At 54.8% G+C, this 25,956-nt stretch carries 17 protein-coding genes and 1 pseudogene; 11 read left to right on the forward strand and 7 right to left on the reverse strand.

The window, feature by feature from the left end; genetic code table 11:
* Window positions 1-201: 201 nt before the first annotated feature.
* The 4 genes from NSCA4_RS0104120 to NSCA4_RS0104135 all read right to left on the reverse strand — a co-directional run bounded on the left by NSCA4_RS0104120 (window position 202) and on the right by NSCA4_RS0104135 (window position 6,156).
* Window positions 202-1,017, reverse strand: a complete 816-nt coding sequence (locus NSCA4_RS0104120) for an alpha/beta hydrolase (protein WP_016686962.1) — start codon at window positions 1,015-1,017, stop codon at window positions 202-204.
* 230 nt (window positions 1,018-1,247) lie between these two features.
* The gene (locus NSCA4_RS0104125; RefSeq protein WP_016686963.1) at window positions 1,248-3,398 is read right to left on the reverse strand and encodes a TonB-dependent siderophore receptor; all 2,151 of its coding nucleotides are present in this window, start codon (window positions 3,396-3,398) and stop codon (window positions 1,248-1,250) included.
* A 169-nt stretch (window positions 3,399-3,567) separates the two neighbouring features.
* A complete protein-coding gene (locus NSCA4_RS0104130; protein ID WP_029609499.1) occupies window positions 3,568-4,899 on the reverse strand; it encodes an MFS transporter in 1,332 nt (443 codons plus the stop codon).
* Between the two features lie 219 nt (window positions 4,900-5,118).
* A complete protein-coding gene (locus NSCA4_RS0104135; RefSeq protein WP_016686965.1) occupies window positions 5,119-6,156 on the reverse strand; it encodes a LacI family DNA-binding transcriptional regulator in 1,038 nt (345 codons plus the stop codon).
* Window positions 6,157-6,447: 291 nt separating this feature from the next.
* Here NSCA4_RS0104135 and pgi point away from each other — a divergent pair, with 291 nt between their 5' ends.
* A complete protein-coding gene (gene pgi, locus NSCA4_RS0104140; RefSeq protein WP_016686966.1) occupies window positions 6,448-8,076 on the forward strand; it encodes a glucose-6-phosphate isomerase in 1,629 nt (542 codons plus the stop codon).
* Between the two features lie 317 nt (window positions 8,077-8,393).
* Here the strand turns inward: pgi and NSCA4_RS0104145 are convergent, their stop codons facing one another.
* Both NSCA4_RS0104145 and ppc read right to left on the reverse strand, forming a co-directional pair.
* On the reverse strand, window positions 8,394-9,740 hold the full coding sequence (locus NSCA4_RS0104145) for a chloride channel protein (protein WP_016686967.1): 1,347 nt from the start codon (window positions 9,738-9,740) through the stop codon (window positions 8,394-8,396).
* Window positions 9,741-9,946: 206 nt separating this feature from the next.
* Window positions 9,947-12,650 (reverse strand): annotated as a pseudogene (ppc, locus tag NSCA4_RS12790) (phosphoenolpyruvate carboxylase).
* Window positions 12,651-13,021: 371 nt separating this feature from the next.
* On the opposite strand from ppc, the gene NSCA4_RS0104155 reads away from it, so the two are divergent.
* The 7 genes from NSCA4_RS0104155 to nhaC all read left to right on the forward strand — a co-directional run bounded on the left by NSCA4_RS0104155 (window position 13,022) and on the right by nhaC (window position 21,478).
* Window positions 13,022-13,498 carry a cyclic pyranopterin monophosphate synthase MoaC gene (locus NSCA4_RS0104155; protein ID WP_016686968.1) on the forward strand — a complete coding sequence of 159 codons (477 nt, stop codon included), beginning with the start codon at window positions 13,022-13,024 and terminating at the stop codon, window positions 13,496-13,498.
* Window positions 13,499-13,924: 426 nt separating this feature from the next.
* Window positions 13,925-15,337, forward strand: coding sequence for a PepSY-associated TM helix domain-containing protein (locus NSCA4_RS0104160; RefSeq protein ID WP_016686969.1), 1,413 nt, complete (start codon window positions 13,925-13,927; stop codon window positions 15,335-15,337).
* Window positions 15,338-15,529: 192 nt separating this feature from the next.
* Window positions 15,530-16,033, forward strand: a complete 504-nt coding sequence (rfaE2, locus tag NSCA4_RS0104165; protein ID WP_003768921.1) for a D-glycero-beta-D-manno-heptose 1-phosphate adenylyltransferase — start codon at window positions 15,530-15,532, stop codon at window positions 16,031-16,033.
* The gene (locus tag NSCA4_RS0104170) at window positions 16,030-17,829 is read left to right on the forward strand and encodes a bifunctional biotin--[acetyl-CoA-carboxylase] ligase/type III pantothenate kinase (RefSeq protein ID WP_016686970.1); all 1,800 of its coding nucleotides are present in this window, start codon (window positions 16,030-16,032) and stop codon (window positions 17,827-17,829) included. Before rfaE2 ends, NSCA4_RS0104170 begins: the two co-directional genes overlap by 4 nt.
* 178 nt (window positions 17,830-18,007) lie before the next feature.
* On the forward strand, window positions 18,008-18,895 hold the full coding sequence (locus tag NSCA4_RS0104175) for a cell division protein (RefSeq protein WP_016686971.1): 888 nt from the start codon (window positions 18,008-18,010) through the stop codon (window positions 18,893-18,895).
* Between the two features lie 384 nt (window positions 18,896-19,279).
* Complete coding sequence (locus tag NSCA4_RS12795; RefSeq protein WP_255265273.1) at window positions 19,280-19,843, forward strand: hypothetical protein; 564 nt, start codon at window positions 19,280-19,282, stop codon at window positions 19,841-19,843.
* A gap of 246 nt (window positions 19,844-20,089) precedes the next feature.
* On the forward strand, window positions 20,090-21,478 hold the full coding sequence (nhaC, locus tag NSCA4_RS0104185) for a Na+/H+ antiporter NhaC (RefSeq protein ID WP_016686974.1): 1,389 nt from the start codon (window positions 20,090-20,092) through the stop codon (window positions 21,476-21,478).
* 92 nt (window positions 21,479-21,570) lie between these two features.
* Here the strand turns inward: nhaC and NSCA4_RS0104190 are convergent, their stop codons facing one another.
* The gene (locus NSCA4_RS0104190) at window positions 21,571-22,137 is read right to left on the reverse strand and encodes an NADPH-dependent FMN reductase (RefSeq protein ID WP_003744098.1); all 567 of its coding nucleotides are present in this window, start codon (window positions 22,135-22,137) and stop codon (window positions 21,571-21,573) included.
* 396 nt (window positions 22,138-22,533) lie between these two features.
* Between NSCA4_RS0104190 and pnuC the strand changes: the two genes are divergently transcribed.
* From pnuC to NSCA4_RS0104205, 3 genes are all read left to right on the forward strand, one after another.
* Entirely contained in the window at window positions 22,534-23,247 is a 714-nt protein-coding gene (gene pnuC, locus NSCA4_RS0104195; protein ID WP_016686975.1) for a nicotinamide riboside transporter PnuC, read from the forward strand.
* Between the two features lie 418 nt (window positions 23,248-23,665).
* Complete coding sequence (locus NSCA4_RS0104200; RefSeq protein ID WP_016686976.1) at window positions 23,666-24,928, forward strand: putative DNA modification/repair radical SAM protein; 1,263 nt, start codon at window positions 23,666-23,668, stop codon at window positions 24,926-24,928.
* 19 nt (window positions 24,929-24,947) lie between these two features.
* Window positions 24,948-25,718: a TIGR03915 family putative DNA repair protein gene (locus NSCA4_RS0104205; RefSeq protein ID WP_016686977.1), complete on the forward strand. Its 771-nt coding sequence runs from the start codon at window positions 24,948-24,950 to the stop codon at window positions 25,716-25,718.
* The last annotated feature ends 238 nt before the right edge of the window (window positions 25,719-25,956 follow it).

Raw genomic sequence — 25,956 nt, forward strand, 5'->3', positions numbered from 1 at the left:
TACAAATTTGACTGTTGCTGGATTTCGGGTTGTTGGACGATAGGTTCGTGGGCATAGCCCACGCTACAAACTTCGCTTATCCCAAGTTAATTGAATAAAACCTTTATAGATTCGTGAAAAAGGTCGTCTGAAAATCCCCAACCGCCACCACTCAAGCCGTATTTCTCTTTGTTTGGAATACGGCTTTTCGTTCCTGCCTGTTTATTTCTTCTGCCACGCTTGGCGGAGGTATTCGATGTGGTCGGGGAGGGCGTAGAAGGGGGTGTTGCCGTGGTTAGCGTTGGGGTAGAGGGTGAATTGTGCGTCTGCGCCGAGGTGTTGGAGGGTGCCTGCAAGTAGTTTGGCTTGGGCGACCATTTCTCTGCCGATTTGTTCGGGGCGGTTGCTGCGGCCTTCGTGTTCGCCGACGCTGATGCGGACGGCGGTGTCGGCGGGAAAGGCGGACGGGAGGAAGTCGAGGACGCGGCGCTCGTGCCACCAGACGGAGGGGGAGGCGAGCAGGTTGTGTTTGAAGCGTTCGGGGGCGGTGAAGAGGGAGTAGAGTCCGAACAATGCGCCGAAGGAGTGTCCGAACAGGGCTTGTTCTTTGGGGTTGACGGGGTATTTGGCGGCGAGGGCGGGGGCGAGTTCGTGATCGAGGAAGGCGGCGAAGCGGTCGGCTTGTCCGTATTGGCGGCGTTCTGCTTCAGTGGCGGTTTCGGGCAGGGGCGGGGTGTAGTCGAGGGCGCGTCGGGTCAGGTCGCGGACTTCGCCGTTGGGGTAGCCGATGCTGACGATGAGGCAGGCGGCGCGGCTTCGGGTCATGGGGTTGATGAGCAGGGATTGTGCCATGCTGAGGGCGGCGGGAAAGAAGGCGTCGCCGTCGAGGATATGGAGGACGGGATAGCCTTGCGGGGGCGGGTCGCCGATAGCGGCGGTTTGGATGCGGTAGCTGCGGCCGGTGTGCTCGGAGCGGATATGGGTTTCTTCGGCTTGCAGCAGGCGGGCGGCTTGCCAGTGGGTGGGGCGTGAGGTCATGGCGGGGTTGTCGGTTGTGTTGGTGGGGTGTGTTGTGTTGTGTGTGTTATCGGGTTGTCGGATGTTTAAGACGACCTTTGGGCTATATCTGCCGTTTTCTCTATGTCAAACATGGGACATAAATGATAAAACCGGACAGGTGGTGTTCCCTGCCTGTCCGGTCTGTTTCCGTAATGTGTTGGTCTTCTGGTTTTTGGCGGTGATTTGTTTTCCTTTTGCTTTTCCCGTTTTTAGAAGTCGTAGCGGAAGTTTGCCATCAGGCTGCGCTCCGAGCCGGGAATGTTGAAGGTGTTTGCGCTGCCGACGCGGGCGTAGTAGTGGCGGTTGAAGATGTTGTCGGCGTTGATTTGCAGCTTCAGTTTGGGCGTGAAGCGGTATGCCGCCATGGCGTCGAATGTGGCGTAGCCGCCTGCGCGCAGACCTGCCGCCGAGGTGATGCTGCTCATTGCGTTCACGCCGCCGCCGAGGGTCAGCTTGGGCGTAACTTCGTAAGTTGTCCACAGGTTCGCGCTGTGTTTGGGCATCAGCAGGAAGATGCCGTCGTCGCGGGGGTTGGCAGCGGTTTTGATTTGGCTGTGCAGATAGCTGTAACCCGCGTGGATTTGCCATTTCGGTGTAATCGCGCCGCTGATTTCGGTCTCAACGCCTTCCATCACGCGTTTGCCCAAGGCGGCGTAACGGGTGTTGCGGTTGTTCGGGTTCAGCGGTGCGGCGGCGTTTTTGTCTTTCAGGCGGTAGAGGGAGACGCGGGTGTTGAGGCGGTCGTCCATGTAGCTGCCTTTGTAGCCGACTTCAAACTGGTTGCCTTCGCGCGCTTTAAGCAGGTTGCCGTCGGTGCCGAGGCTGGTTTGCGGCGTGTAGAGCTGGGACATGCTCAGGTAGAGGCTGTTGTTGTCGTTCAGGTCGTAAACCGCGCCTGCATAGCCTGTGAACTTGGTTTTGCTGGCTTTGTGCAACTCACCGCCGTCGCCCGCTTCGATTTTGTAGTGTCCCAAACGCCAGCCGCCGATGAGCGACAGTCTGTCGACCGGATGGAAGACGGATTTGCCGTAAACGCCGAATTCGTCGAGGTTTTCGGTAGCGACGGTATGGCTGTAACCGCGCACGCCTTTGCGCGCGTTGGCAATCAAATCAACCTGCGGTATGCTGCGGAACTCGTTTAAAGCCAGGCCGCCGCGTGCATATAAAGTAGTACGGCCTTGTTCGTTGGTGCTGCGGAAGCGGTTGTAATCGGCGCCGATGACAAATTCGTTGGCCGTATTGCCCAAGCGGAAAGGCCGGCTGTAGCTGGCGTCAAACGCGAGGGCTTTTTGTTTGATTTCTGTACCCAAACCCACCGCGCAGGCTTTGTCGTCAGCCGTATTGCAGCCCGGGCGGCCTGCCGGGGTTTTCATGCCCAGCTTGCTGCCGGCAAAGGCATAGTTGGAGTCAGCATCGCGGTCGGAATAGCGCATACCGATTTTGCCGTAGCCGCCGTCGTCGAAATAATGTTTCAAATCGGCGAACACGTCATGGCTGTTCATTTTAAATTTGTTCCAATCCGCGCCGACAAAGGTGTGGTTGGGCAGGGACAACAGATTGCCGCTGCTGCCGACGGGCAGACCGTTATACGGCGCGAGGTGGCGTTGCTGGTAGAGATAGCCTACGCCCAAAGTCGTGTCGGGATTGATGTCCCAGTCCGCCGCCGCGTAGAAGGTTTCGTGGTGGTTGTTTTTCTCCGCCGGACGGGGTGACGCGCCCGAAGTTTGCGCCATCACACGGCCGCGCACGCTGCCGTCGGCATTCAGACGACCTGAAACGTCGGCTTCGGCTTTATATTGTTTGTGCGTACCGAACCCCGCCGCCGCATGACCTTGAAACTCTTTGGTCGGGCGTTTGCGTACCAAATTCACAATACCGCCCATCTCGCCGCTGCTGTCGAACAATCCGCTCGGCCCGCGCATCACCTCCACGCGGTCGAAGGCAAACAGGTTGGGCAATGTACCATTGATGCTCTGCATCTGCGCGGGCAGGCCGTCGATGTTGTATTCGCTGTATTCGTAGCCGCGCGCATAAACCGACGAACGCCCGTCGTCATTGCTCAACACGCGCAGACCCGGCGTTTTGCGTGCTAATTGGTCAAAGGTATCGACGTTGCGGTCTTTTACCTGCTGATTGGTGATGATGCTGACAGATTGAGGAATCTCGCGCAAAGAAGCGGGGATTTTTGTGCCGACGGTGGCGGCAAACGAGCTGTAATCGCTGTTTTTCTCGGTGGCAATCGCGTTGTACGAACGCTGTCCTTTCACATGGACAGTATCCAGCTCGACCGTTTCGGCGGCAAATACAGTGGAAGATAAAGCGGCCACAACGGCGGCAGCGGTCAGATTGGGTCGGAACATCAATTTCTCCGTTCATTGTACAAATGAGAATGGTTGTATTTTATAAGCTTGATGTCTGAAATTGTAGAAAAAAACTATCGTTTTCCCGACAATCTCTTGTGAATATGCGACAAGGTCGTCTGAAAACCTTGATTCCGGTTTTCAGACGACCTTGTCGCAACTGCTTGAATCAGCTTGCCGATTCTACGCTATAAGGTTTGTTTGACGTTTTGATGGTCAGGGTCAATACGGCGGCGATGGCGAGGAAGACGCCGGCGAAGGTCATGGCGTTGGACGGGTTTGCACCGAGGAAGGTGTCATAGATCCAACCGAAGGTAACGGTTTCAATCAGCATCGGTATCACAATCATCATGTTGACGATGCCCATATACACGCCGTAGCGTTCTTTCGGAATGGAGTGTACGACAATCATAAACGGCACGCCCATCATACTTGCCCAGCCGATACCGAAGCCGATCATCGGGGCGAACATCAGGTATTTGTTGGTGATGTGCGGGATGGTCAGGAGGGCGAGCGAAGCCAGGATAACGGCGAAGGCATGGACATATTTCGCAGCATATTTACGCGCCATCCACATCAGTCCGAAAGCGGAAACGAAGGTTACGACGTTGTAAAAACCGTTGACCAAACCGGTCCATGCCACTGCCTGTTCATATGCGGCCGAGTCGGCAGATGTCGAACCCCAGACGGATTTGACGATGCTGTGGGAGATGTATTGCCAGTAGATGAAGAGGGCGTACCATTGGAAGAGGTAAACCGAGGCGAGCTGCCACAGTGGGGTGGGCATTTCCTTAATGGCCGTGCCGATGTCTTTGATGGCGTGGACGGGGCCGCTGGGTTGGGCTTTAATTGCCGCCATTTCTTCGGGAGAAGGTTCGTGTTCGGGTGTGGACAATACGGTTACTAAAACAGAGCCGATGGAGCAGACGGCGCCGATATAGAACGAGCCGAATACCCAGTAGGGGATACCTGCTTCAGAGGTTTGTTGCAGCCAGCCGATTTGTTGGAAGATGTAGAGCGATACGTTGGCAAGGGTAATGCCCAAGCCGGTGAACACGGACTGCATCAAAAAGCCGGTCGATTGTTGGTGTTCGGGGACGGTATCGGCGATGAAGGCGCGGAAGGGTTCCATGGCAGTGTTGTTGCTGATGTCCAAGAGCCACAGGAGCAATACGGCAACCCATAATGCGGTAACGTGCGGATAGATGAAGAGGCAGAGGCTGCAACCGATGGCACCGATTAAGAAATACGGGCGGCGGCGTCCCAAGCCGGGAATCCAGGTGCGGTCGCTCATGGCGCCGATAAGGGGCTGAACGAGCAAGCCGGTAATCGGACCTGCCATATTCAGAATAGGCAGTTGGCCGGGGTCGGCATGTAAGAAACTGAAAATCGGATTGATGGCGGTTTGCTGCAAACCGAAGCTGTATTGGATGCCGAAGAAGCCGAAGTTCATCAGCATAATCTGGCGAAGCGTCATCGATACTTGTGGGGAAATCTTCATTTTGAAGCGACTCCTGGACTTTGTAAGAAGAAAACATGGAACAACAAACTGCGGGAAACACTGCATAGTTGAAGCGGTTGGGCCGCTTTCTTTATTCTTTGGCGTATCGTATTGATACGTTGCAAATAGGTAGAGTGATGCGTTGTTTGTGTTTTCAGACGACCTTTTATTGTCGTATTGTGTCTGCCTCATGAAGCAGACGTCGTCTGAAAGGATGTTTTACTTCAATGCCGTAACCGACTGCCGCCAAATCGTTTCCCCGACAACCCGAACGGGCGGACGGACGGTTTCTTTGGTCTCGATAATGTCGAACAGGATTTCCGCCGCCAGCGCGCCCATGCGCATATAGGGCAGCTCGGTGCTGGTCAGCGGCGGGAACAGGGTTTCGGCAATCGCGCTGTGGTTGTCGTAACCTGCCACCGATACCTGCTCCGGAACGCGTACGCCGCGCGTCCTCAAAATGCCGTAAACGCGGACCGCCATTTCGTCGTTGCCGCAGCAAATGACCGTCGGCGGGTCGGCTAACGATAATAATTTCAACACTGCCGCAATCAAAGGCTCGCTGTCGTTGGCGAAATCGGTGATGCCGGTTTGCACCAAGTCAGGATCGAACACCATGTCCGATTCGTCTAAAGCGCGGCGGTAGCCCGCCAAACGCAGCCGCGTCGCTTCTGCTCCCGCCTGTAAAGTAATGTAGGCGATACGGCGGTGTCCGTGACGGATGATGTTGCGTACCAAATCGTATTGCCCGCGCTCATCGTCCGGCAAAACCGACGGCGTACCCGCTGCGTCGAAACAGTTGACCAAAACCATCGGGCAGCGGTTGGGCATTTCGGGCAGGACGATTTCGCGGTGCGATTCGGTTACATACAAAATGCCTTCCGCGCGGTGTTCCATAAACGTCCTGACCAAAGGGTCGATTTGCTCGTAGCGGTTGTCCGTATCCGCAATCATCAGCGTTTTGCCCGCTTCGCGGATTTTCTGCTGGATGCCTTTGATTAAAAACATATCCGGCAGACCGTGTACCCCGCCGTATTCGCCCGTACGCGAGATGGCGCCGGTAATCAGTCCGACCAAGTCCGAACGGTTTGACCGCATCACCCGCGCCGCCGAAGACGGGATATAACCCAAAGCCGCAATCGCAGTTTCGACTTTTGCACGGGTTTTATCGCTGACCGGCGCATCGCCGTTGATGACACGGCTGACCGTTTTGGGTGAGACGCCCGCATAAGCAGCAACATCATAAATTGTAGCCATCTTACGACTCCCGCCTCAGCCCTGTTTCATTTGATTACGAAGCATAGCACACCTGACATCGGTGTCATACCAAAAATTTTAAAAACCTTGATGAAAATCAAGCACATTGCTTGCATATTGCATACAATTCTTAACTAAATTGCTTACCCGTATCCGGCAAACCCGCGCCGTCTTGTTAAACTACATTAAACTACAAAAAAATCATTAAGTAGCGAACCAATCAGCCGCGGTACAATCTATAACTAAATCACATCCCGCCGAATGAGCGAACCCAATCCCGAAGGAAACCCGATGACCGCATTTACCGAAGCATGGCAAGCCCTTGAACAACACCGGCTCGACACACAACACATCCACCTGCGCGACCGCTTCGCCGCCGAACCCGACCGCTTCGGCAATATGCACGAAACCCTCGACGGCCTCCTCTTCGATTACAGCAAAAACCGCCTCGGCGAAGACACTTTGCAACTTTTGTGCCGCCTTGCCGAAGCCTCGCCCCTAGCCGGACAAATGCACGCCATGCAAAACGGCGAAAAAATCAACCTCAGCGAACACCGCGCCGTCCTCCATACCGCCTTGCGCCTGCCGCCCGATGCCGCACCCGTTTACGTTGACGGCGAAAACATCCTCCCCAAACTTCACCGCGAACTCGACCGCGCCCTCGCCTACGCCGAAGCACTCAACAACGGCAGCCACAGAGGCATCACCGACAAACCCATTACCGACTTCGTCCACATCGGCATAGGCGGCTCAGACCTCGGCCCAAGAATGTGCGTAGAAGCCCTCAAAGCCTACCGCAAAAACATCCGCGTCCACTTCGTCAGCAATTCAGACGACGCCGACATCAGCCGCACACTCGCCCACCTCAAGCCCGAGACCACCGTATTCAGCATCGCCAGCAAATCCTTCCGCACGCCCGAAACCCTGCTCAACGCCTACGCCGCCCGCGCATGGTATCGGGATGCAGGTTTGCCCGAATCCGGCATCTACCGCCACTTCTGCGCCATCTCCTCCGACGTTGCCGCCGCCCGAAACTTCGGCATCGCACCCGACAACGTCTTCGCCATGTTCGACTGGGTCGGCGGACGCTATTCCGTCTGGTCGACCATCGGCCTGCCCGTCATGGTCGCCGTCGGCACAGACCGCTTCCGCGAACTCCTCGCCGGCGCACACGCCATGGACACCCACTTCTTCCAAACCCCCTACCGCCGCAACATCCCCGTCCTCATGGCGCTCATCAGCATCTGGTACAACAACTTCCAGCACGCCGACGGACAAACCGCCGTCCCATACAGCCACAACCTGCGCCACCTCCCCTCGTGGCTCAACCAGCTCGACATGGAAAGCCTCGGCAAAAACCGCACCGCCGACGGACAACCTGTTCCCCATACCACAGGCGGCATCGTCTTCGGCGAAGAAGGCGTCAACTGCCAGCATGCCTATTTCCAACTCCTCCACCAAGGCACAAGGCTCATCCCCTGCGACTTCATCGTCCCCATGACCACCGCCTACGGCATCAACCGCCAACACCGCTTCACCGTCGCCAACGCCTTCGCCCAAGCCGAAGCCCTGATGAAAGGCAAAACCCTCGAAGAAGCCCGCGCCGAACTTGCCGACCTGCCCGAAGCCGAACGCGAACGCCTCGCCCCGCAAAAAGAATTCCCCGGCAACCGCCCGAGCAACAGCCTCCTCCTCAGCGCCACCGACCCCCGCCGCCTCGGCATGCTCATGGCGGCATACGAACACCGCACCTTCGTCCAAGGTGCGATTTGGGGCATCAACCCCTTCGACCAATGGGGCGTCGAATACGGCAAAGAACTCGCCAAAACCATCGAACCCGAACTCGAACGCGGCAACCCGCAGCACGACAGTTCCACCAACGGCCTCATCGCCTTCTACCGAGCCAGCCAAAACGGATAGGCAGTTCAAACATAAAAGGTCGTCTGAAAACTTGATTTTTCAGTTTTCAGACGACCTTTTTGTGTCAATCGTTTTCGTGGACGGAGTCCACGCTACGGCGCAAGTGTTTTCAACAGACCGCGCAGCGTGGGCTTCGCTCACGAACCACTTAAGATTTCAGACGACCTGTCCGCCAGTCAGCTTCGTGTAAACCCAAGCTACAGATACCGTGCCACTCAAAACCGCTACACAGTCCAAACATAAAAGGTCGTCTGAAAACTTGATTTCTAGTTTCAGACGACTTTTTCTACACATTACTTTATCGGCAATATCTGGCTTCACTTCTGTCCGCTTTGTTCCACCTGCCGTTTGAAGCGTGTGCCTGCGGCATGGTAGAAGGGGCGGGGGGAGAATTGGCGGGAGACTTGTGAGGCGAAGATGCAGGCGATGAGCAGCCAGAAGAGGAGGTTTTGTCCGCCGGTCATTTCCATCACGACGACGGCGGAGGTGAGCGGGGATTGGGTGGCGCCGGCGAGGAAGGCCGCCATGCAGAGGAGGACGAGGACGTGGGTGCCTTGGGCGAGTCCTGTGAGGACGGCGATGCGTTCGCCCAAGACTGCGCCTATGGTCAGGGAGGGGGTGAAGATGCCGCCGGGGGTGCCTGCCCAGTAGCTCAGGACGGTGGAGAACCATTTGGCGACGGCGAGTCCGGCGGGGGCTTCGTGGATGCCGCGCAGGGCTTGGGCGGCTTCGTGGTAGCCTGTGCCGTAGGTTTTGCCTTGGTAAAGCGTGCCGATGGCGGCGAGCAGGATGCCGATGAGGGCGGCGGTCATCAGGGGGTGGCGGCGGATGTGTTCGCGCCATTTGGCGGGGGCGAAGGCGGTGGCGCCGAGATACAGGGTGCGCCCGAACAGTCCGCCGGCGATGCCGCACGCGAGTCCGCAGCCCAATACCCAGCCGAGCATATTGTTAAGCGCGCCACCGCTGAAGCCTGAGAAATAGGGGTTGTTGCCTTGGATGGCGACTTGGATGAAACCGGCGGCGAGAACGCCGAGCAGGATTTGCCGCTCCCAACGCAACATGACTTCGCGCCCGAGTTCTTCGATGGCGAAAATCACGCCTGCGAGCGGGGCGTTGAATGCGGCGGCAAGTCCGCCTGCCGCGCCTGCGGCGATGAGGTCGTTTTCCTGCATGCCGCGAAAGGCGAAGCCGTGTTTTTTACACCATGCGCCCCACGCGCTCATGACTGCCGCGCCGACTTGGACGGAAGGTCCTTCACGCCCGACGGATGCGCCTGCAAACATAGCAAGGAAAGTCAGCGGGATTTTGAGGAGGGTTTCGCGGAGGCGGATCAGGCGGGTTTTGTTGGCGCCGTAGGGCAGGGCAAGACTGGCGAGCACTTGCGGGATGCCGCTGCCGGAGGTGTAGGGGGCGAAACGGCGGGTAATCCAGACGATGAGCGGCAGCCCGAAGGGTAGGGCGACCCAGGCAAACCAAGGATATTTTTGCACCAGCTCGGCGTTCATTTCCAGCGCGAAATCCGCCATCCAGGCAAACAGGAGGGCGGTCAGTGCGACCAGTGCCGAACCTGCCAGCAAGAACAGAAAAGCAATGCTTTTACGCGAAATACGGCGGGTTTGGCGGATTTTGTGCGTGATGTGGTAGGCGGGCGGTTTGGTCGGCATGGTATGCGGAAGTGTGGAAAAGGTCGTCTGAAAAGGGTTATTGCGAAAAGGAGGTTCGCGAATAAGGTAAAAATAGTCCGTAAAGAAGGGCGGCAAGCGGGGTGAAAAACAGTCTGGGTTTTCGCGGGTAAAGCCCGCGTTACGGTTTTGCGCTTGGTCTAAAGGTCGTCTGAAACGGTTTTCAGACGACCTTTTTTCATGCTGCCTTAACCGGTATTGCGCAAACCTTGTGCCACACCGTTGATGGTCAGGTGCACCATCAGGAGGGTGTGCGGGTCGTGCGGGTCTTTGCGCAGGCGTTTGAGCATGGCGACTTGCAGACCGTTGAGCGCGTTCAGGTACGGAATCCGCAGGGCGAGCGAACGGGCGAGGCTGCGGTTGTCGCGCAAGAGTTCGTCGGTTTGCAGAAGGTCGAGCAGGGCTTTGCGGCTGCGTTGGTATTCTTCCTTAATCATGCCGAAGATGACGGCGGCTTTTTCGGGCGATTCGCTCAAGCCGGCGTAGTTTTCGGCGAGGGTGATGTCGGTTTTCGCCATGACTTGTTCCATATTGGAGAGCATGGCTTGGAAGAATGGGTTGTATTGCGCGTGTTCCCGTAGGGCGGCGAGGGTTTCGGGTTTGCCTTCGCACAGGCTTTCTACCGCGCTGCCGAAGCCGTACCAAGCGGGCAGCATGAGGCGGTTTTGCATCCATGAGAACACCCACGGTATCGCGCGCAAATCCTGTATCCGCGCCAAGGTCTTGCGGCTGGCGGGGCGGCTGCCGAGGTTGAGGGTGGCGATTTCCTGTATGGGGCTGGTTTGCAGGAAATAGTCGATGAAGTCGGGGTGGGTAATCAGTTCGCGGTAGTATTTGAACGATACGTCCGACAATGCCTGCATGAGCGCGGGTTCGGGGTCTTTTTTGATCGGGCAGCAGGCTGGCTTCGAGCGTCGCGGCGACGAGGGTTTCGAGGTTGCGCACGGCGTTGCCGGGGTCGGCGTATTTGGCGGTGATGACTTCGCCTTGCTCGGTGATGCGGATTTGTCCCGCCACGCTGCCCGCCGGTTGGGCGAGAATGGCTTGGTAAGACGGGCCGCCGCCGCGTCCGACGCTGCCGCCGCGACCGTGGAACAGGCGCATACGGACATCGTATTTTTTGAAGAGTTCGACCAAGCCCAATTCCGCCTGATAGAGGCACCAAGAGCTGGTAACGTAGCCGCCGTCTTTGTTGGAATCGGAATAGCCGAGCATGATTTCCTGAATGTTGTCGCGGCTTTGCAGCAGGTCGCGGTACCATTCGTTGCTGAACATGGTTTCCATGACGGGGCAGGCGTTTTCGAGGGCTTCGATGGTTTCGAAGAGCGGGACGATGTTGATGCGGCTTTGCGGTTTGCCGTTTTCAACCGTCAACAGACCGCTTTCTTTGAGCAGCAGCGCGAGCGCGAGCAGGTCGCTGGGCTGTTCGCAGTTAGAGATGATGCTTTGGGTAACGGCGTTTTCACCGAATTCGTCTTTGATTTTGCGCGCTTCGTTGAAAATCGCCATTTCGCGGCGGGTGTGTTCGCTGTAAGTGATGAACGGGCTGGACAGCGGCCGCTGGTGTTTCAGCTCGCGCAGCAGGACGGTTTGTTTTTCCGTTTCGGAAAGGCCGGCGTAGTCTTCCAAACCGGCGTGTTTGAAGAGTTCGGCGACGACATCGGCGTGTTTTTCCGCGTGTTGGCGCAAGTCGAGAGGCATCATGTGGAAGCCGAACACAGACACGGAGCGGATCAGGTCGGCGAGCCTGCCTTCGCCCAAAAGCGCGCTGCCGTTGTCGCACAGGGAGCGTTGCAGCTTGTAAAGGTCGTCTGAAAACTCTTGCGCGGAGGCGTAAGGCATCATGAAGCCGAATTTGCAGCCCATGCCCAAGCCGAGCGAGCGGGCTTTGCCCATGACGCGCGCCATGATGTAGGCGATGGCGCGGCGGTACGGCTCTTCGGTGCGGGCGATTTCTTCGTCGGGCGATTCGTCCGACAACGCCATCACGTCGTCGTTGACTTTGACGCGGCGGACGGAAAGCGGCAGCTCGCGGTAGAGTTTGTCGAGTTCTCCGCGGTAAAAGCGGAACACCGCGTCGCCATGTCGGCGGAAGGCGAAACGCAGGGTTTCGGCGGAGACAAACGGATTGCCGTCGCGGTCGCCGCCTATCCAGCCGCCGATTTTTAAGATGTCGGGCACGTCAACGTCAGGATAGGTCGTCTGAAACTCGCGTTCCATGCTGCGGTAGAGTTTGGGCAACGCTTCGAAGAAGCTCATCGGGAAGATGGATACGCCGTTGTTGATTTCATCGTTGACGCTGATTTTGTGGTGGCGCGTTTCGCTGGTCTGCCACAAACTCAACAAGATAGTGTCGATTTCGCGGCGCAATTCCGCCTGCGCGTCGGGATGGGTGCAGCGTTCGCGACGTGGCAGGAGGGCGCGGATGCGGCGGTTGAAGTTCAATACGGTTTGGCGTTGCACTTCGGTCGGGTGCGCGGTCAAAACGGCGGTAACATTGGTCGTATTCAATTGTTTTTGAACCGCCTTGCCGCCGATTTTCGCCGCTTTGAGTTTGCGTACCGTTTCCGCCAGGCTGCCTTCCGCGCCGCCGTGTCCCGCCTCTTCGTGGATTTGGCGGCGGCGTTCGTGGTGTACGTCTTCGGCGATGTTCAGAATCTGCGCAAATAGGCCGCAGGCAAGCGTCAGGTCGTGGGTTTGCTGTTCGTCCAGTTGCGGCAAAACCTTCTCAATCAAAGCCGCGCTGTCATCCGAAGTGGACAACAGTTTGACCGTTTCCAACACCAACGGCGAGGCTTCTTCGTGCAGAAGTTTATACAAAGACTGTTTTAAAAATTCCGCGTCTGCTGCCAGAGCCGCGTCCTTGGGATTGTTCAGGATATGCAGTTGCATGATTTTCTCTCTTTATTTATTTATCTCAAAAACAAACGTAAAACATTGTATAGCAGGTCGTCTGAAACCGCCATCGGAAAAGGTGTTGCAAAACGCCGAAACTGGATGCAACCCGCGTACGCACAAGACAAGCCGTTAATTGCTTAACAAAACCGCCCGTGCATTTCAGTCCGATTATTCTACCGCTTGTATCCGCAGCATAGTCCGAAGCGCAGAAATCCCGTAAAATATAGTGGATTAACTTTAAACCAGTACGGCGTTACCTCGCCTTGCCGTACTATCTGTACTGTCTGCGGCTTCGTCGCCTTGTCCTGATTTAAATTTAATCCACTATACTACGACATAAAATCCTATTTTCACGCAGGCACAGTATGTTCAACTTCAATTCCGTACGCGAAAACGACAAACGCCCATCCACCGTCCGCACCGCCGTAGCAAGCGGCTCCATCAATATGAGTACCTCCGCCATCAAAGTTTTAGCGGAAAACGCCACCCAAAACGCAGGCATCCTCAACGTTGCCCGTGTTGCCGCCGTCCAAGGCATCAAGCAGGTCGGACTGATTGTCCCGCTTTACCAACCCGCCGTCTTGCAACACGTCCGCGTCGATTTCGATGTCGATCTCGAACTCGCCTACGTCAAAGCCACCGTTACCGTTACCTCGGAAGGCGGCAAAAGCATCACGACCGAAGCCGTTACCGGCGTCAACGTCGCCCTCATGTCCATCTACGACATGATGAAAGAAGTCGATCAGTCGATGATGATGACCCGCATCCACCTCGAATCCGAAAGCGGCGGCGAACGCGGTCCGTTCGTATTCGACGATGCCTACGAAAACATCGATTTCTGATTGAACAAACAAAAAGGTCGTCTGAAAACCCGGTTTGAGGTTTCAGACGACCTTTTTGTTTACGCTAAAGCTTTGCTATAAAAGGCTTTCGGTCGGTGAACTATTTCTGCCGGATACGGTCTTCTTTTGGCATTTCCGTATGCGGCAATGGTTTCATCAGGAATTGTTAGCATTCCAAAACTTCGTTATACTTATAAAGTATTAGTTATTTTGTATTAATTTATAGTATGGTGGATTAAACTTAAATCAGGACAAGGCGACGAAGCCGCAGACAGTACAGATAGTACGGCAAGGCGAGGCAACGCCGTACTGGTTTAAATTTAATCTACTATAAATTCAAATCAAATAGGGGATGCCTATGTCGTCATTCCCATGTGGGCAGGCGTTTTCTAATTTCAATCCACGATAAAACAACAGAGAGAATTTATGGACATATCCCAACCCGGTCCCCGTTCCGAACAACAAGCGAACCGCCGCTATCTGACCGTGTGGCGGTGGCATTTTTATTTCGGACTTCTGGTCGCCCCTTTTCTGACACTGCTTGCCATCACAGGTCTGGGAATGCTGCTCTTTGCCAACATTACCGGCAAAGAGGGCGAGCGTATAAACGTTACCCCGCAGGCGCAAGTGCAGCCTTTGTCGGCACAGGCGGAAGCAGCGCGGCAGTCTGTTAATGCCGAAACCGCGTCGGTGGTGCAATATGTCGCGCCGCACGCCAATGATATGGTTGCCGTGTTCCGTGTGGACAATGGCGACAAGGCAATGATGGTTGCCGTTGATCCCTACACGGCGAAGGTCGTCAATTCAACGCCGCGCAATGACGGCTGGTATCACATCATGGACGAAATCCACGGGGATATGATGATCGGTCCGGTGGGTGACTATATACTGGAAACAGCGGCTTCGCTGACTATCCTGATGATTATTACTGGGATTTACCTGTGGTGGGCGAAACAGCGCAGCCTGAAATCCATGCTTGTACCGAAAGCAGGCAAAGGGCGAACATGGTGGCGCAGCATGCACGGCGCATTCGGCACTTGGGTTTCTTTGCTTCTATTGCTGTTCTGCCTGTCGGGCGTTGCTTGGGCGGGTATTTGGGGCGGTAAGCTGGTTCAGTCTTGGAGCCAATTCCCTGCCGGTAAATGGGGCGTCGAACCGAACCCTGTATCTACCTTGCCGACCCACGGCGATGTCTTGAACGACGGTAAAATCAAAGAAGTACCGTGGGTTCTGGAGCTTACGCCTATGCCTGTTTCCGGTACGACGAAGGGCGAAAACGGCATCAATCCGAGCGAACCGATGACTTTGGAAACGGTTGACCGCTTTGCCCGCGAAATTGGTTTTGAAGGCCGCTATAAGCTCAATCTGCCTAAAGGCGAAACGGGCGTGTGGACGCTGTCTCAGGACTCGATGAGCTACGATATGCCCAGCCCGACCGCCGACCGTACGGTACACATCGATCAATACAGCGGCAAAGTCCTTGCCGACATCCATTACGACGATTACAACTTCTTCGGCAAATTCATGGCAGTCAGCATCGCGCTGCACATCGGTACGATGGGTTGGTGGAGTGTGTTGGCGAACGTTTTGTTCTGCTTGGCGGTCATCTTCATCTGCGTCAGCGGCTGCGTGATGTGGTGGAAACGCCGTCCTGCCAAAGCGGGCGGACTGGTTCCTCCGGCGCAGAAAATCGAGCTGCCGGTATGGTGGGCAATGGCTGTGCCGCTTTTGATTGTGGCGGTATTGTTCCCGACCGCCATCGCCGCCATCGCCGTGATTTGGATTTTGGATACGGCTTTGCTGTCGCGGATTCCGGCGCTGTCGCGGTGGTTCAAATAACGGTTTGAACCGTTTCCCGCAAACCGATGTACAGCGTGGGCAATGCCCACAAATAGGATGGGTTTGAAGGTCGTCTGAAAATCCGATTTTGGTTTTCAGACGACCTTTCCTTATTTTTATCCCGCGGTTTTCCTTTTCCGCCCGCTTCGGTATCATACCGCCTGTCTGTTTATCCCCAACGGAATCCCGATTATGTCTGACTGGTCCCTCCCCGATTTCGAACGCAAAATCTGCCCGCCCGAAGAATTGGCGCAGCGTCTGCACGAGCTTCCCCGTCCGCTGGTATTTACCAACGGCTGTTTCGATATTCTGCACAGGGGGCATGTTACCTATCTGGCGCAGGCTCGATCGGCGGGGGCTGCGTTGGTGCTGGCTTTGAACACGGATGCGTCCGTGCGCCGTTTGGGCAAGGGGGACGACCGCCCCGTCAACCCGCTGGAAAACCGCGCGGCGGTGGCGGCTGCGTTGGCAAGCGTGGATTTGGTTACTTGGTTTGACGAAGACACGCCCGCCGAGCTGATCGAACAAATCAAACCCGACATCCTGATTAAGGGCGGCGACTGGCCGGTCGAAAAAATCGTCGGCGCGCAAGAAACGCTGGCGCGCGGCGGCAAAGTGTTTTCCATTCCGTTCCTGCACCAGACTTCCACCACGAAAACACTGGAAAAAATCCGCGCAGCCGAGGGCGGCAAATGACTGCGCTGAAACTGCCGCACAGTCGGGTTTTGGCGGAGCTTGCCGACGGTCTGCCGCAACATGTTTCCCATCTCGCGCGTATCGCGGGCGTGAAGCCGCACCAGCTCAACGGCTTTTGGCAACAGATGCCCGCGCACATCCGCGGACTGCTGCGCCAGCACGACGGACAATGGCGGCTCGTGCGCCCGCTTGCTTTGTTTAACGAAGAAGCCTTGCAGCGTTTGGGGGCGGAACGCGGTTTTCAGACGACCTTAAAACAAGAATGCACGTCCAGCAACGATGAAATCCTGAATCTGGCGCGCACTTCGCCCGAGCAAGCCCATAAATCGCTCTGCGTCGCGCATCTGCAAACCAAAGGCCGCGGGCGGCAGGGACGCAAGTGGACACACCGGCTGGGCGAATGCCTGATGTTCAGCTTTGGCTGGGTATTTGACAAACCGCAGCACGAACTCGGTTCGCTCGCCCCCGCCGTCGCGCTCGCCTGCCGCCGCGCTTTAGCCGCATCGGGTTTGGAGATACAAATCAAGTGGCCGAACGATTTGGTCGCCGGCAGGGACAAACTCGGCGGCATTCTGATCGAAACCGTCCGCAACGAGGGCAAAACCGCTGCCGTCATCGGCATCGGCATCAATTTCGTCCTGCCCAAAGAAGTTGAACACGCCGCCTCTGTCCAAGCCCTTTTCCACAATATGCAGCTTGCCCGCGGCGCGGCTTCCGTACACTGTATCGCCGCTTCAACGCTGTTGGACAAACTCTTGGGCGAACTCGATGCCGTCCTGACGCAATACGCGCAAAACGGGTTCTCTCCCTTCCTTGACGAATACCAAACCGCCCACCGCGACCACGACAGACCCGTCCTCCTTCTGCGCGACGGGCAAACCGTAAGCGAAGGCACCGTACTCAGCGTTGATGCGCAAGGCGCGTTGCACCTGATGACAGCCGCAGGCGAACAAACCGTCGTCAGCGGCGAAATCAGCCTGCGCCCCGACGACACGCCCCGCGCCGCCGCGCCTCTCCCGCCCGAACGCCTGCTCCTGCTCGACGGCGGCAACAGCCAGCTCAAATGGGCGTGGGTGGAAAACGGCGTGTTCAACGAAGTCACCCGCGCGCCGTACCGCGACTTGAGCAGGCTCGGCGAAGAATGGGCAGCGCGTTCAGACGAGCGCACTCGCATCGTCGGCTGCGCCGTGTGCGGCGACCTCAAAAAAGCCCTCGTCGAAGCCCACCTGACCGCGCCCGTCCGCTGGCTGCCCTCCATGCCGCAGGCACTCGGCATCCGCAACCACTACCGCAACCCCGCCGAACACGGTTCCGACCGCTGGTTCAACGCCTTGGGCAGCCGACGCTTCAGCCAAAACGCCTGCGTCGTCGTCAGCTGCGGTACCGCTGTAACCACCGACGCGCTCACCGAAGACAACCACTACCTCGGCGGCACCATCATGCCCGGCTTCCACCTCATGAAAGAAGCCCTCGCCGCCAAAACCGCCAATCTTGACCGCCCCGCCGGCAAAGTGTACCCCTTCCCCACCACTACGCCCAACGCCATCACCAGCGGCATGATGGATGCCGTTTGCGGAGCCGTCATCATGATGCACGGGCGGCTGCAACAAAAAACGGGCGAAGGCAAACCCGTTGACGTCATCATCACCGGCGGCGGCGCAAGCAAAGTCGTCAACGCCCTGCCCAAGCAGTTTGTTTTGGACAATACGGTAAAAATTGTAGATAATCTCGTCATTTACGGTTTATTGAACTGGGTCGCACACGAGCAGGAACAGACCGACAAACTGCCCGAATAAGCAGCAACGCTGTCGCGCCGATTCAAAAGGTCGTCTGAAACGCCCATACCGTTTTTCAGACGACCTCCAAACAAAACACTTCAGCCGGTTGGCTTTACAGCTGATCCGCCACAAAATAACAACACAAAATCGTCCGCACACCACAACGGCACCCGAACACAAAAAAGGAAAACAACTCATGAAATGGCTTTTCGCCGCCCTCGTGGCACTCAACATCATCGTCTTCGGCGGCATGATTACGCACCGCCTCAACAACGCCAAATCACCCGCCGCCGCGCCCGTAGAAGGCGGCGCCCACGAACTTGTCCAACCTGAATCCCTGCGTCCGCAGCAAGCCCCCGCGCCTGCCGACAACGCCCAACCCGACTGGCTGCAAACCGACGAAACACAAGCCGACCTGCCCGAACCCGAATCTGAAGAAGCCATAGCCGAACGCAAGAAAAAAGAAGAAGAGGAATTGGCGCGCCGCGAAAAAGAAAAAAAAGAACGTGAAGAAAAAGCCCGTCGCGAAAAAGAAAAAGCCGCCGCCGAAAACACCAATCCGGCCGCTGCCGCCAACGAAAATCCCGCAACCAAAAACACACCCGCAGCACACCAATGTACGTCCAACGCCAGCGTTACCCTTGACGAAGACGACTACCACCGCATCAAAGGCCTGCTGACCCGTTGGCCGCACGCCGCCAGCCGCACCGTTGAAAAACGCGGCGCAGCAAAAGACCAAGCCGCCAAAACCTTCCGCGTCCTGCTTCCCGCCGACAGCGAAGCCATGAACCGCCTCGAAGCGCTCGGCAACAAAGGCTTCAACGGCACGCTCTACAACGGCGAAATCAGCCTCGGCGTCATGAAAAGCCGCTCCTCCGCCCAAGTCCTCATCTCGCGCCTGTCCGCAGCAGGCTTCGGCGGCGCGCGCATCGTCGAACAAGACGACAAAGGCAACGCTTCCAACAGCACCCTCAGCGTTTCCCGCATGACCATTATCTTCATGTCGGTCGATGAAAAAGACGCACAGGAAATCCGCAACATCGTCGGACGCTACGGCAGCCTGAACATGAAAACCTGCAAATAAAACTCAAAGGTCGTCTGAAAGTTTTCAGACGACCTTTTTACGGAAATATAGCCAATTCAAACCATAGAAGCTCCTGCCGTCCTTCCTGCTTGGGTGAAAAAGGGGGGTATTTTCTAAATGAATCCATTTCGGGCGTGAAAGCTTTGCCGAATGCCTGAAACCGTCAATTCTGGGGGGTCCGTATTGATGAAACCCTTAATCTTTTTACTTCCCGCCGTGTTATAGTGGATTAAATTTAAATCAGGACAAGGCGACGAAGCCGCAGACAGTACAGATAGTACGGCAAGGCGAGGCAACGCCGTACTGGTTTAAAGTTAATCCACTATATCCCTGCATGCTGCCGCACAAAACTACGTCATTGCCGACGACCGTCTCAGTAGCGGGGTGTTGACACTTGAGGGCAGCAGTTTTTCCGTCAGTACCGTCAATCCAAACGGCAATGTGTGCGATTACGAAGGCATCGTTCGCAATCGTATTGCCAGCGATGGGGAGGGCTGTGTCGTGCATTTCAGTTTCAAGCGCGACAGCGTGCGTTTGGACATCCCTGAATCCGCCCGAGAAGCCTGTCAAAGCTATTGCGGGCATAACGCTTTTTTCGACAGGGTTTATTATAAAATGCCGACGGCCTGCGCCTCAAAATATGCAGAGGCGGCGGAGCGGCGTTTCCAAGCCGCCTATCGGGACAAACGTTTCCGAGAGGCGGCAAACCTCAAGCGGCAATATCTAAACCAATGCGGCAGATTCCTCTATCTGACCCACTGGATGCGGGTTTTGAATGACTTGGCAGTCAGCTTTAAAAATGCCGGAGATAAAGCGGCCTGCCGCAAAACGCTTGCCCCATTGTCCGAATGGCTGCGGGATTATTGGCCAAACTACATTAACGAAACAGATTACAAACGCGAAGCGTCTGCGGCAAGGTTTAACTTGAAACAGTGCGAAGCGGAATAAAACGAAATTCGGGCCGTATTTTTACATGGTGAACGATGTGGTTATTTATGGCATAAAAAGCCATAATATTTCTTAAATATTAAAAAATAGATATTTTTTTCCAAAAAATATATTTTAAGATTATATTGTTTTAATAAAAATCCGTTGCTACATTCATAAAAAATCACAGGGTCGTCTGAAAAGCGGTTTTTCAGACGACCCTGTGTGCTAAACTTCGTTAAATAGACACAAAACAGGCAAAGCAATATGTTTGCATTCAAATCACTGCTCAATATGCCGCGCACAGAAGCTCTTGCCGTCGTTGCGGCGTTAATCGGGGCGATGGGTTACACCATCATTTCGCTGGGCTGGCTGCCCCATATGTCCATCATTGCCGCCATTACCGTCCTCATCCTCTACGGTCTTGCGCGCGGGTTGAAATATAACGACATGCAAAAAGGCATGGTCGGCGCGGTGGGGCAGGGCATGGGCGCGATTTACCTGTTTTTCTTCATCGGGCTGATGGTCAGCGCGCTGATGATGAGCGGTGCGATTCCGACGCTGATGTATTACGGTTTCGGGTTGATTTCCCCTACTTATTTCTATTTTTCTGCTTTCGCGCTGTGTTCCATTATCGGCGTATCCATCGGCAGTAGTTTGACCACTTGCGCCACTGTCGGCGTTGCCTTTATGGGCATGGCGGCGGCGTTTCATGCGGATTTTGCGATGACGGCGGGCGCGATTGTTTCCGGCGCGTTCTTCGGCGACAAAATGTCCCCGCTCTCCGATACCACGGGCATTTCCGCCTCCATCGTCGGCATTGATTTGTTCGAACACATCAAAAATATGATGTACACCACCATTCCCGCGTGGCTTATCAGCGCGGCATTGATGCTGTGGCTCTTGCCCAATGTTGCCGCACACGATATGAACAGCGTCGAATCTTTCCGCAGCCAGCTTGAAGCGACAGGCTTGGTACACGGCTATTCGCTCGTTCCTTTTGCGCTGTTGGTCGTGTTAGCACTGTTACGCGTCAACGCCGTCGTTGCCATGCTCTTCACCATCATCGCCGCGCTTGGCGTTACCTATTTCCACAGTACGCCCGACTTGAACCAGCTCGGCGCATGGTTTTACGGCGGATACAAACTCGAAGGCGAAGCGTTTAAAGACATAGCCAAGCTTATTTCGCGCGGCGGTTTGGAAAGTATGTTCTTCACGCAAACCATCGTGATTCTCGGCATGAGTTTGGGCGGGCTGCTGTTTACGCTCGGTGTGATTCCGTCGCTGCTGGACGCCATCCGCGCCTTCCTGACCACCGCCGGACGCGCCACCTTCAGCGTTGCCGCTACCTCGGTCGGCGTCAATTTCCTCATCGGCGAACAATATTTGAGTATTTTGCTTTCCGGCGAAACCTTCAAACCCGTGTACGACAAGCTCGGTCTGCATTCGCGCAACCTTTCGCGCACGCTTGAGGACGCGGGTACAGTCATCAACCCGCTCGTTCCGTGGAGTGTCTGCGGCGTATTCATCAGCCACGCACTCGGCGTACCCGTTTGGGAATACCTGCCTTATGCCTTCTTCTGCTATTTGAGCCTGATTTTGACGCTGCTGTTCGGTTGGACAGGTCTGACGTTGAGCAAGAAAGAAACTGCGTAAAGCGGTGGGATAGAAAGGTCGTCTGAAAACCTTCGGCATAGGTTTTCAGACGACCTTTTTTATGGAAATGCTTTGACGGAATAGATGACGGCTTATTTAGGATTTTTCTCGATCAGGGCGACGAGTTGGTCGATATAGCCTTGGACGAAGCTGCGTGCCGATTCGATGAGTTTGCCGTTATCGTCAAACAGGGTGGGGGAGTTGCCGAGGAAGACTTCGGGCTGTCCGGTCAGCGGCATATTGAAGTAGGACAAGGCGAGGCGCAGATTTTTTTGCGAGCTGTAACCGCCCATTTTGCCGACGGAATGGCTGATAATGCCTGCGGGCGTGTTTTTCCATGCGACGTCGGCGTTGGGTTTGGAGCCGATGTCTACCGCGTTTTTCAGACAGGCGGGGACGGTGCGGTTGTTTTCGGAGGTAACGAACAATACGCCGTCGGAGGCTTTGATGGTTTCGCGGAAGGCAGTGTAGCTTTCGGGCGTGGGGAAGTCGGTTTCGGCAGGGTCGTCGTAGTCGAAATTGTAGAGCGGCAAACCGCCGATTTCGACGATTTGGGCTTCGTAGCCTTCGGGGAACATGGGGATGACGTTTTGCGCCACTTTGCGTGCGAACGAGCCTTTACGCAGGCTGCCTACTAAAATGCTGACTTTTTTTGCCATGAATTTTCTCCTGATTGCGTGAAAATAAAAACGATTCGTAAATTCATTTTAAAATGGGTGCGAATAACGGTCAAGATTAGGGCATCGCGTTAAGGCGGCTTTATCTACGGGCAGGTCATACACGCTGAGATTTAGTTTCTTTGCAGTTTGTATGAGAATTCTGATAAAAAATTCAGATAGTTGAAAGCATATTTGTAGGCGGAAAGCCTTGTTTTTTCGGATTCACTGTATTCCTTGGACAACAGTTTTAGTTAGATATATAACATTAGTAATTGTTTTATTGCGTGCAAATTAAAACTTACGCATAATGTAAAACATATGCAATATGGGATGGATTCTTTTGGTTTGAGAGACATCCCGCATCGAGCATCAATAAAGAAAAAAGAGGGAAAAATCATGTCATTGGCCTGGTGGAAACGCGAATTGTTCGGCGGTTGGACGCATTTCGAAGCGGTGTGGCTGCTGATGTTTTTGGGAATACAGGCGGTCGTGTTCGTCTTCAATCCCGACTCATGGCTGGCGAGCGTTGCGGCGGTAACGGGCATTTTGTGCGTCGTCTTCGTCGGTAAGGGCAAAATCAGCAATTATTTGTTCGGGCTGATTTCCGTATCGCTGTATGCTTATGTTTCCTATACGTTTAAGCTCTACGGCGAGATGATGCTGAATTTATTGGTGTATGTGCCTGTCCAGTTTGTCGGTTTCGCTATGTGGCGCAAACATATGGCGCTGGGCGAAACGGCGGAAACGGAGGAAGTGAAGGCGAAGGCGTTGACGGTCAGGCAGTGGCTGCTGGTGGTTGCCGCATCTGTTGTCGGAACGTCGGTCTACATCGAATGGCTGCACCACTTAGGCAGTGCGTTGCCGACCCTCGACGGCGTAACGGTCGTCGTGTCGATTGTGGCTCAGGTTTTGATGATTCTGCGCTACCGCGAGCAATGGGCATTGTGGATTGTTGTCAATATCCTGACAATTTCGCTGTGGGCAGCGGCATGGTTGAAAAACGGAGAAACGAGCCTGCCGCTTTTGCTGATGTACGTCATGTATTTGTGCAATTCGGTTTACGGCTATATCAACTGGACGAAGCTGGTAAAACGGTACTCAGAACAATAAGTATCAAATTGCAAAGGTCGTCTGAAAATCCGGTATCGGGTTTCAGACGACCTTTTGCATATTCATACTAAAATCCATATTCCTAATATATTTCAATATGTTGATATTAACGCTTCCGATATTGACTCAGACAATACGGCTCACGGATACCACGCCGACAATCCCAACTTCCCCTCTAAAACCATTGTGGCGGCGCTGTTTATCGGCACGTTTTGTCATTTTCCGGCTTAACCCGGATATCTTGCATTTTGTTTTCAATCCGAAACGCAGCACTTTGTTGCGTTACAAACCTTCATAAATGCTCAGACAAGCATTATATTTTTCTAAATCATCATTCGTAACTAAGAAAAAATTTAGCTGACTAAATAAAATCTTACAATTATAATAAAAAATATAATTTTTTTTAAACAGACAATCTATGGATTATCAAAAAATCAGCCGCAAACTCGAAATTTTAGCCGATGCCGCCAAATATGATGTTTCCTGCTCGTCGAGCGGCGGTTCGCGCGGCAACGACGGGCAGGGCTTGGGCAACTCTTCGCGCGCGGGCATCTGCCACAGTTTCACCGAAGACGGCCGCTGCGTATCGCTGCTGAAAATCCTGCTGACCAACCATTGCATCTACGACTGCGCCTATTGCACTTCCCGCCGCAGCAACGACATTCCGCGCGCGGCGTTTACGGTCGATGAAGTGGTGGATTTGACCATGAGCTTTTACCGCCGCAACTATATCGAAGGGCTGTTTTTGAGTTCCGGTATATTCAAAAATGCCGATTACACCATGGAACGCTTGGTGCGGATTGCCAAAAAATTGCGCGAAGAACACCGATTTAACGGCTACATCCACCTCAAAACGATTCCCAAAGCGTCTGCCGAAATCCTGCATGAAGCCGGGCTGTATGCCGACCGCCTCAGCGTCAACATGGAAATCCCCACCGTTTCCGGCCTCAAGCTGCTCGCGCCCGAAAAAAAACACAGCGACATGACGCAGCCGATGGCGTTTGTCCGCAACGAAATCGTTTCCTTTGCCGACAGCCGCAAAACCATCAAATCGACGCCCAAGTTCGCCCCTGCCGGACAAAGCACGCAGTTCATTATCGGCGCGGCAGGAGAAACCGACCGCCAAATCATCCGCGCCGCCGGCGGGTTTTACCGCCATTACGGCCTCAAACGCGTGTATTACTCGGGCTATGTACCGGTATTGGAAGACAAACGCCTGCCGCCTTTATCAACGCAAGTGCCGCTGCGGCGCGAAAATCGGCTCTATCAGGCAGATTGGCTGATGCGTTTTTACGGTTTTTCCGATCATGAAATCTTAGACGACCAGCAACCTTTCCTAGACTTGGATTTCAACCCCAAGCTCGCTTGGGCGCTGCGCCACCGCGAATGGTTTCCCGTGCCGCTGCAACACGCGCCGCTTGAAATGATTTTGCGCGTACCCGGCATCGGCGTAAAGTCCGCCCGCAAAATCGTACAGGCGCGCCGATTCCGCATAATCACCATGGAACACCTGCGCAAAATGGGCGTAGCGCTAAACCGCGCGCGCTATTTCATCACCCTGCCCGAACCCAACCGCTACGCCGACCTAATCGACAGCCCGCAACTGCGCGGCCTGCTTTTACAAAACACACGCTCCAAATTCAGCCAAAGCGATGCCATGCAAACCGATTTGTTCGGCTGATAACGGAAAGGTCAACATTATGCAACTCACTTTGCACTACGACGGCAGCTTCGACGGCCTGTTAAGCACCGTGTTTCATGTTTACGCCTGCAAATACGCTCCTGAAAACGTGCATATTACCCATGATGCGCAGGATACGGATTTATTCAGCCACAGCGAAACCGTTACCACCTCCCCCGAACGCGCCCAGCGCGTTTTCAAACGGCTCGAACAGCAAATCGGGCGCAGCGGCATGGTCAAACTGCTGTATGGCTTTTTAATCGCCCTACCTGAGATGCCCGACACTTTTCTGCGCATCATCAGCCTGATGCTTGCCCGACCGATGCGCAACGACGTGCTCTGCGATTACGGCCTTTTCGATGTGATGCAATGGGCGCAATGGGTAAAAACCGTCGGACATGAAAAACACCGGATGGAAGCGTTTGTCCGCTTTGAAGAGCTGGCAGACGGACTGTATCTCGCGCGTATCGAACCTCAATACGACGTATTGCCCTTGATTGCACGCCATTTCCGCAACCGTTATCCGCAACAGCAATGGGCGATATTCGATATGCAGCGCCATTACGGCATCTTAAGCGACCCAAACGGCCTGCACGCCATCAACGGGCTTGAAGCCGACCGCATCCAAACATCGTATGCCCAAAACGAACGCAGTTACCAAGCCCTTTGGCAGGACTATTTCAACAGCAGCAATATTCCATCCCGACGCAATCCCCGGTTGCACCGCCAACAAATGCCGCAACGCTATTGGAAATATCTTACTGAAAAGCAACCTGCTGTTTTAAAATAAAAAATGCCTGTCGAAAATAGGTTCGGACAGGCTTTATAGCGAATAAACTTATTACTTATCTTGAGGCTGACATTTCTCAGCACGAGGCCATACTGCCCTGAATAACTGCTCCTACGCATCGCAGGTATGCCCAATAATTTTATTGTCGCGTTGTAGTTTCAGATGACCTCGGTGCATTAAATGTTCGGAGTAGGAATTTAGGTGAATTTTGTAGAGGTCTCAATAAGTATCAAGCTTC

The organism is Neisseria sicca 4320, from assembly GCF_000193735.1.
In the GTDB taxonomy this organism is placed as follows: domain Bacteria; phylum Pseudomonadota; class Gammaproteobacteria; order Burkholderiales; family Neisseriaceae; genus Neisseria; species Neisseria sicca_E.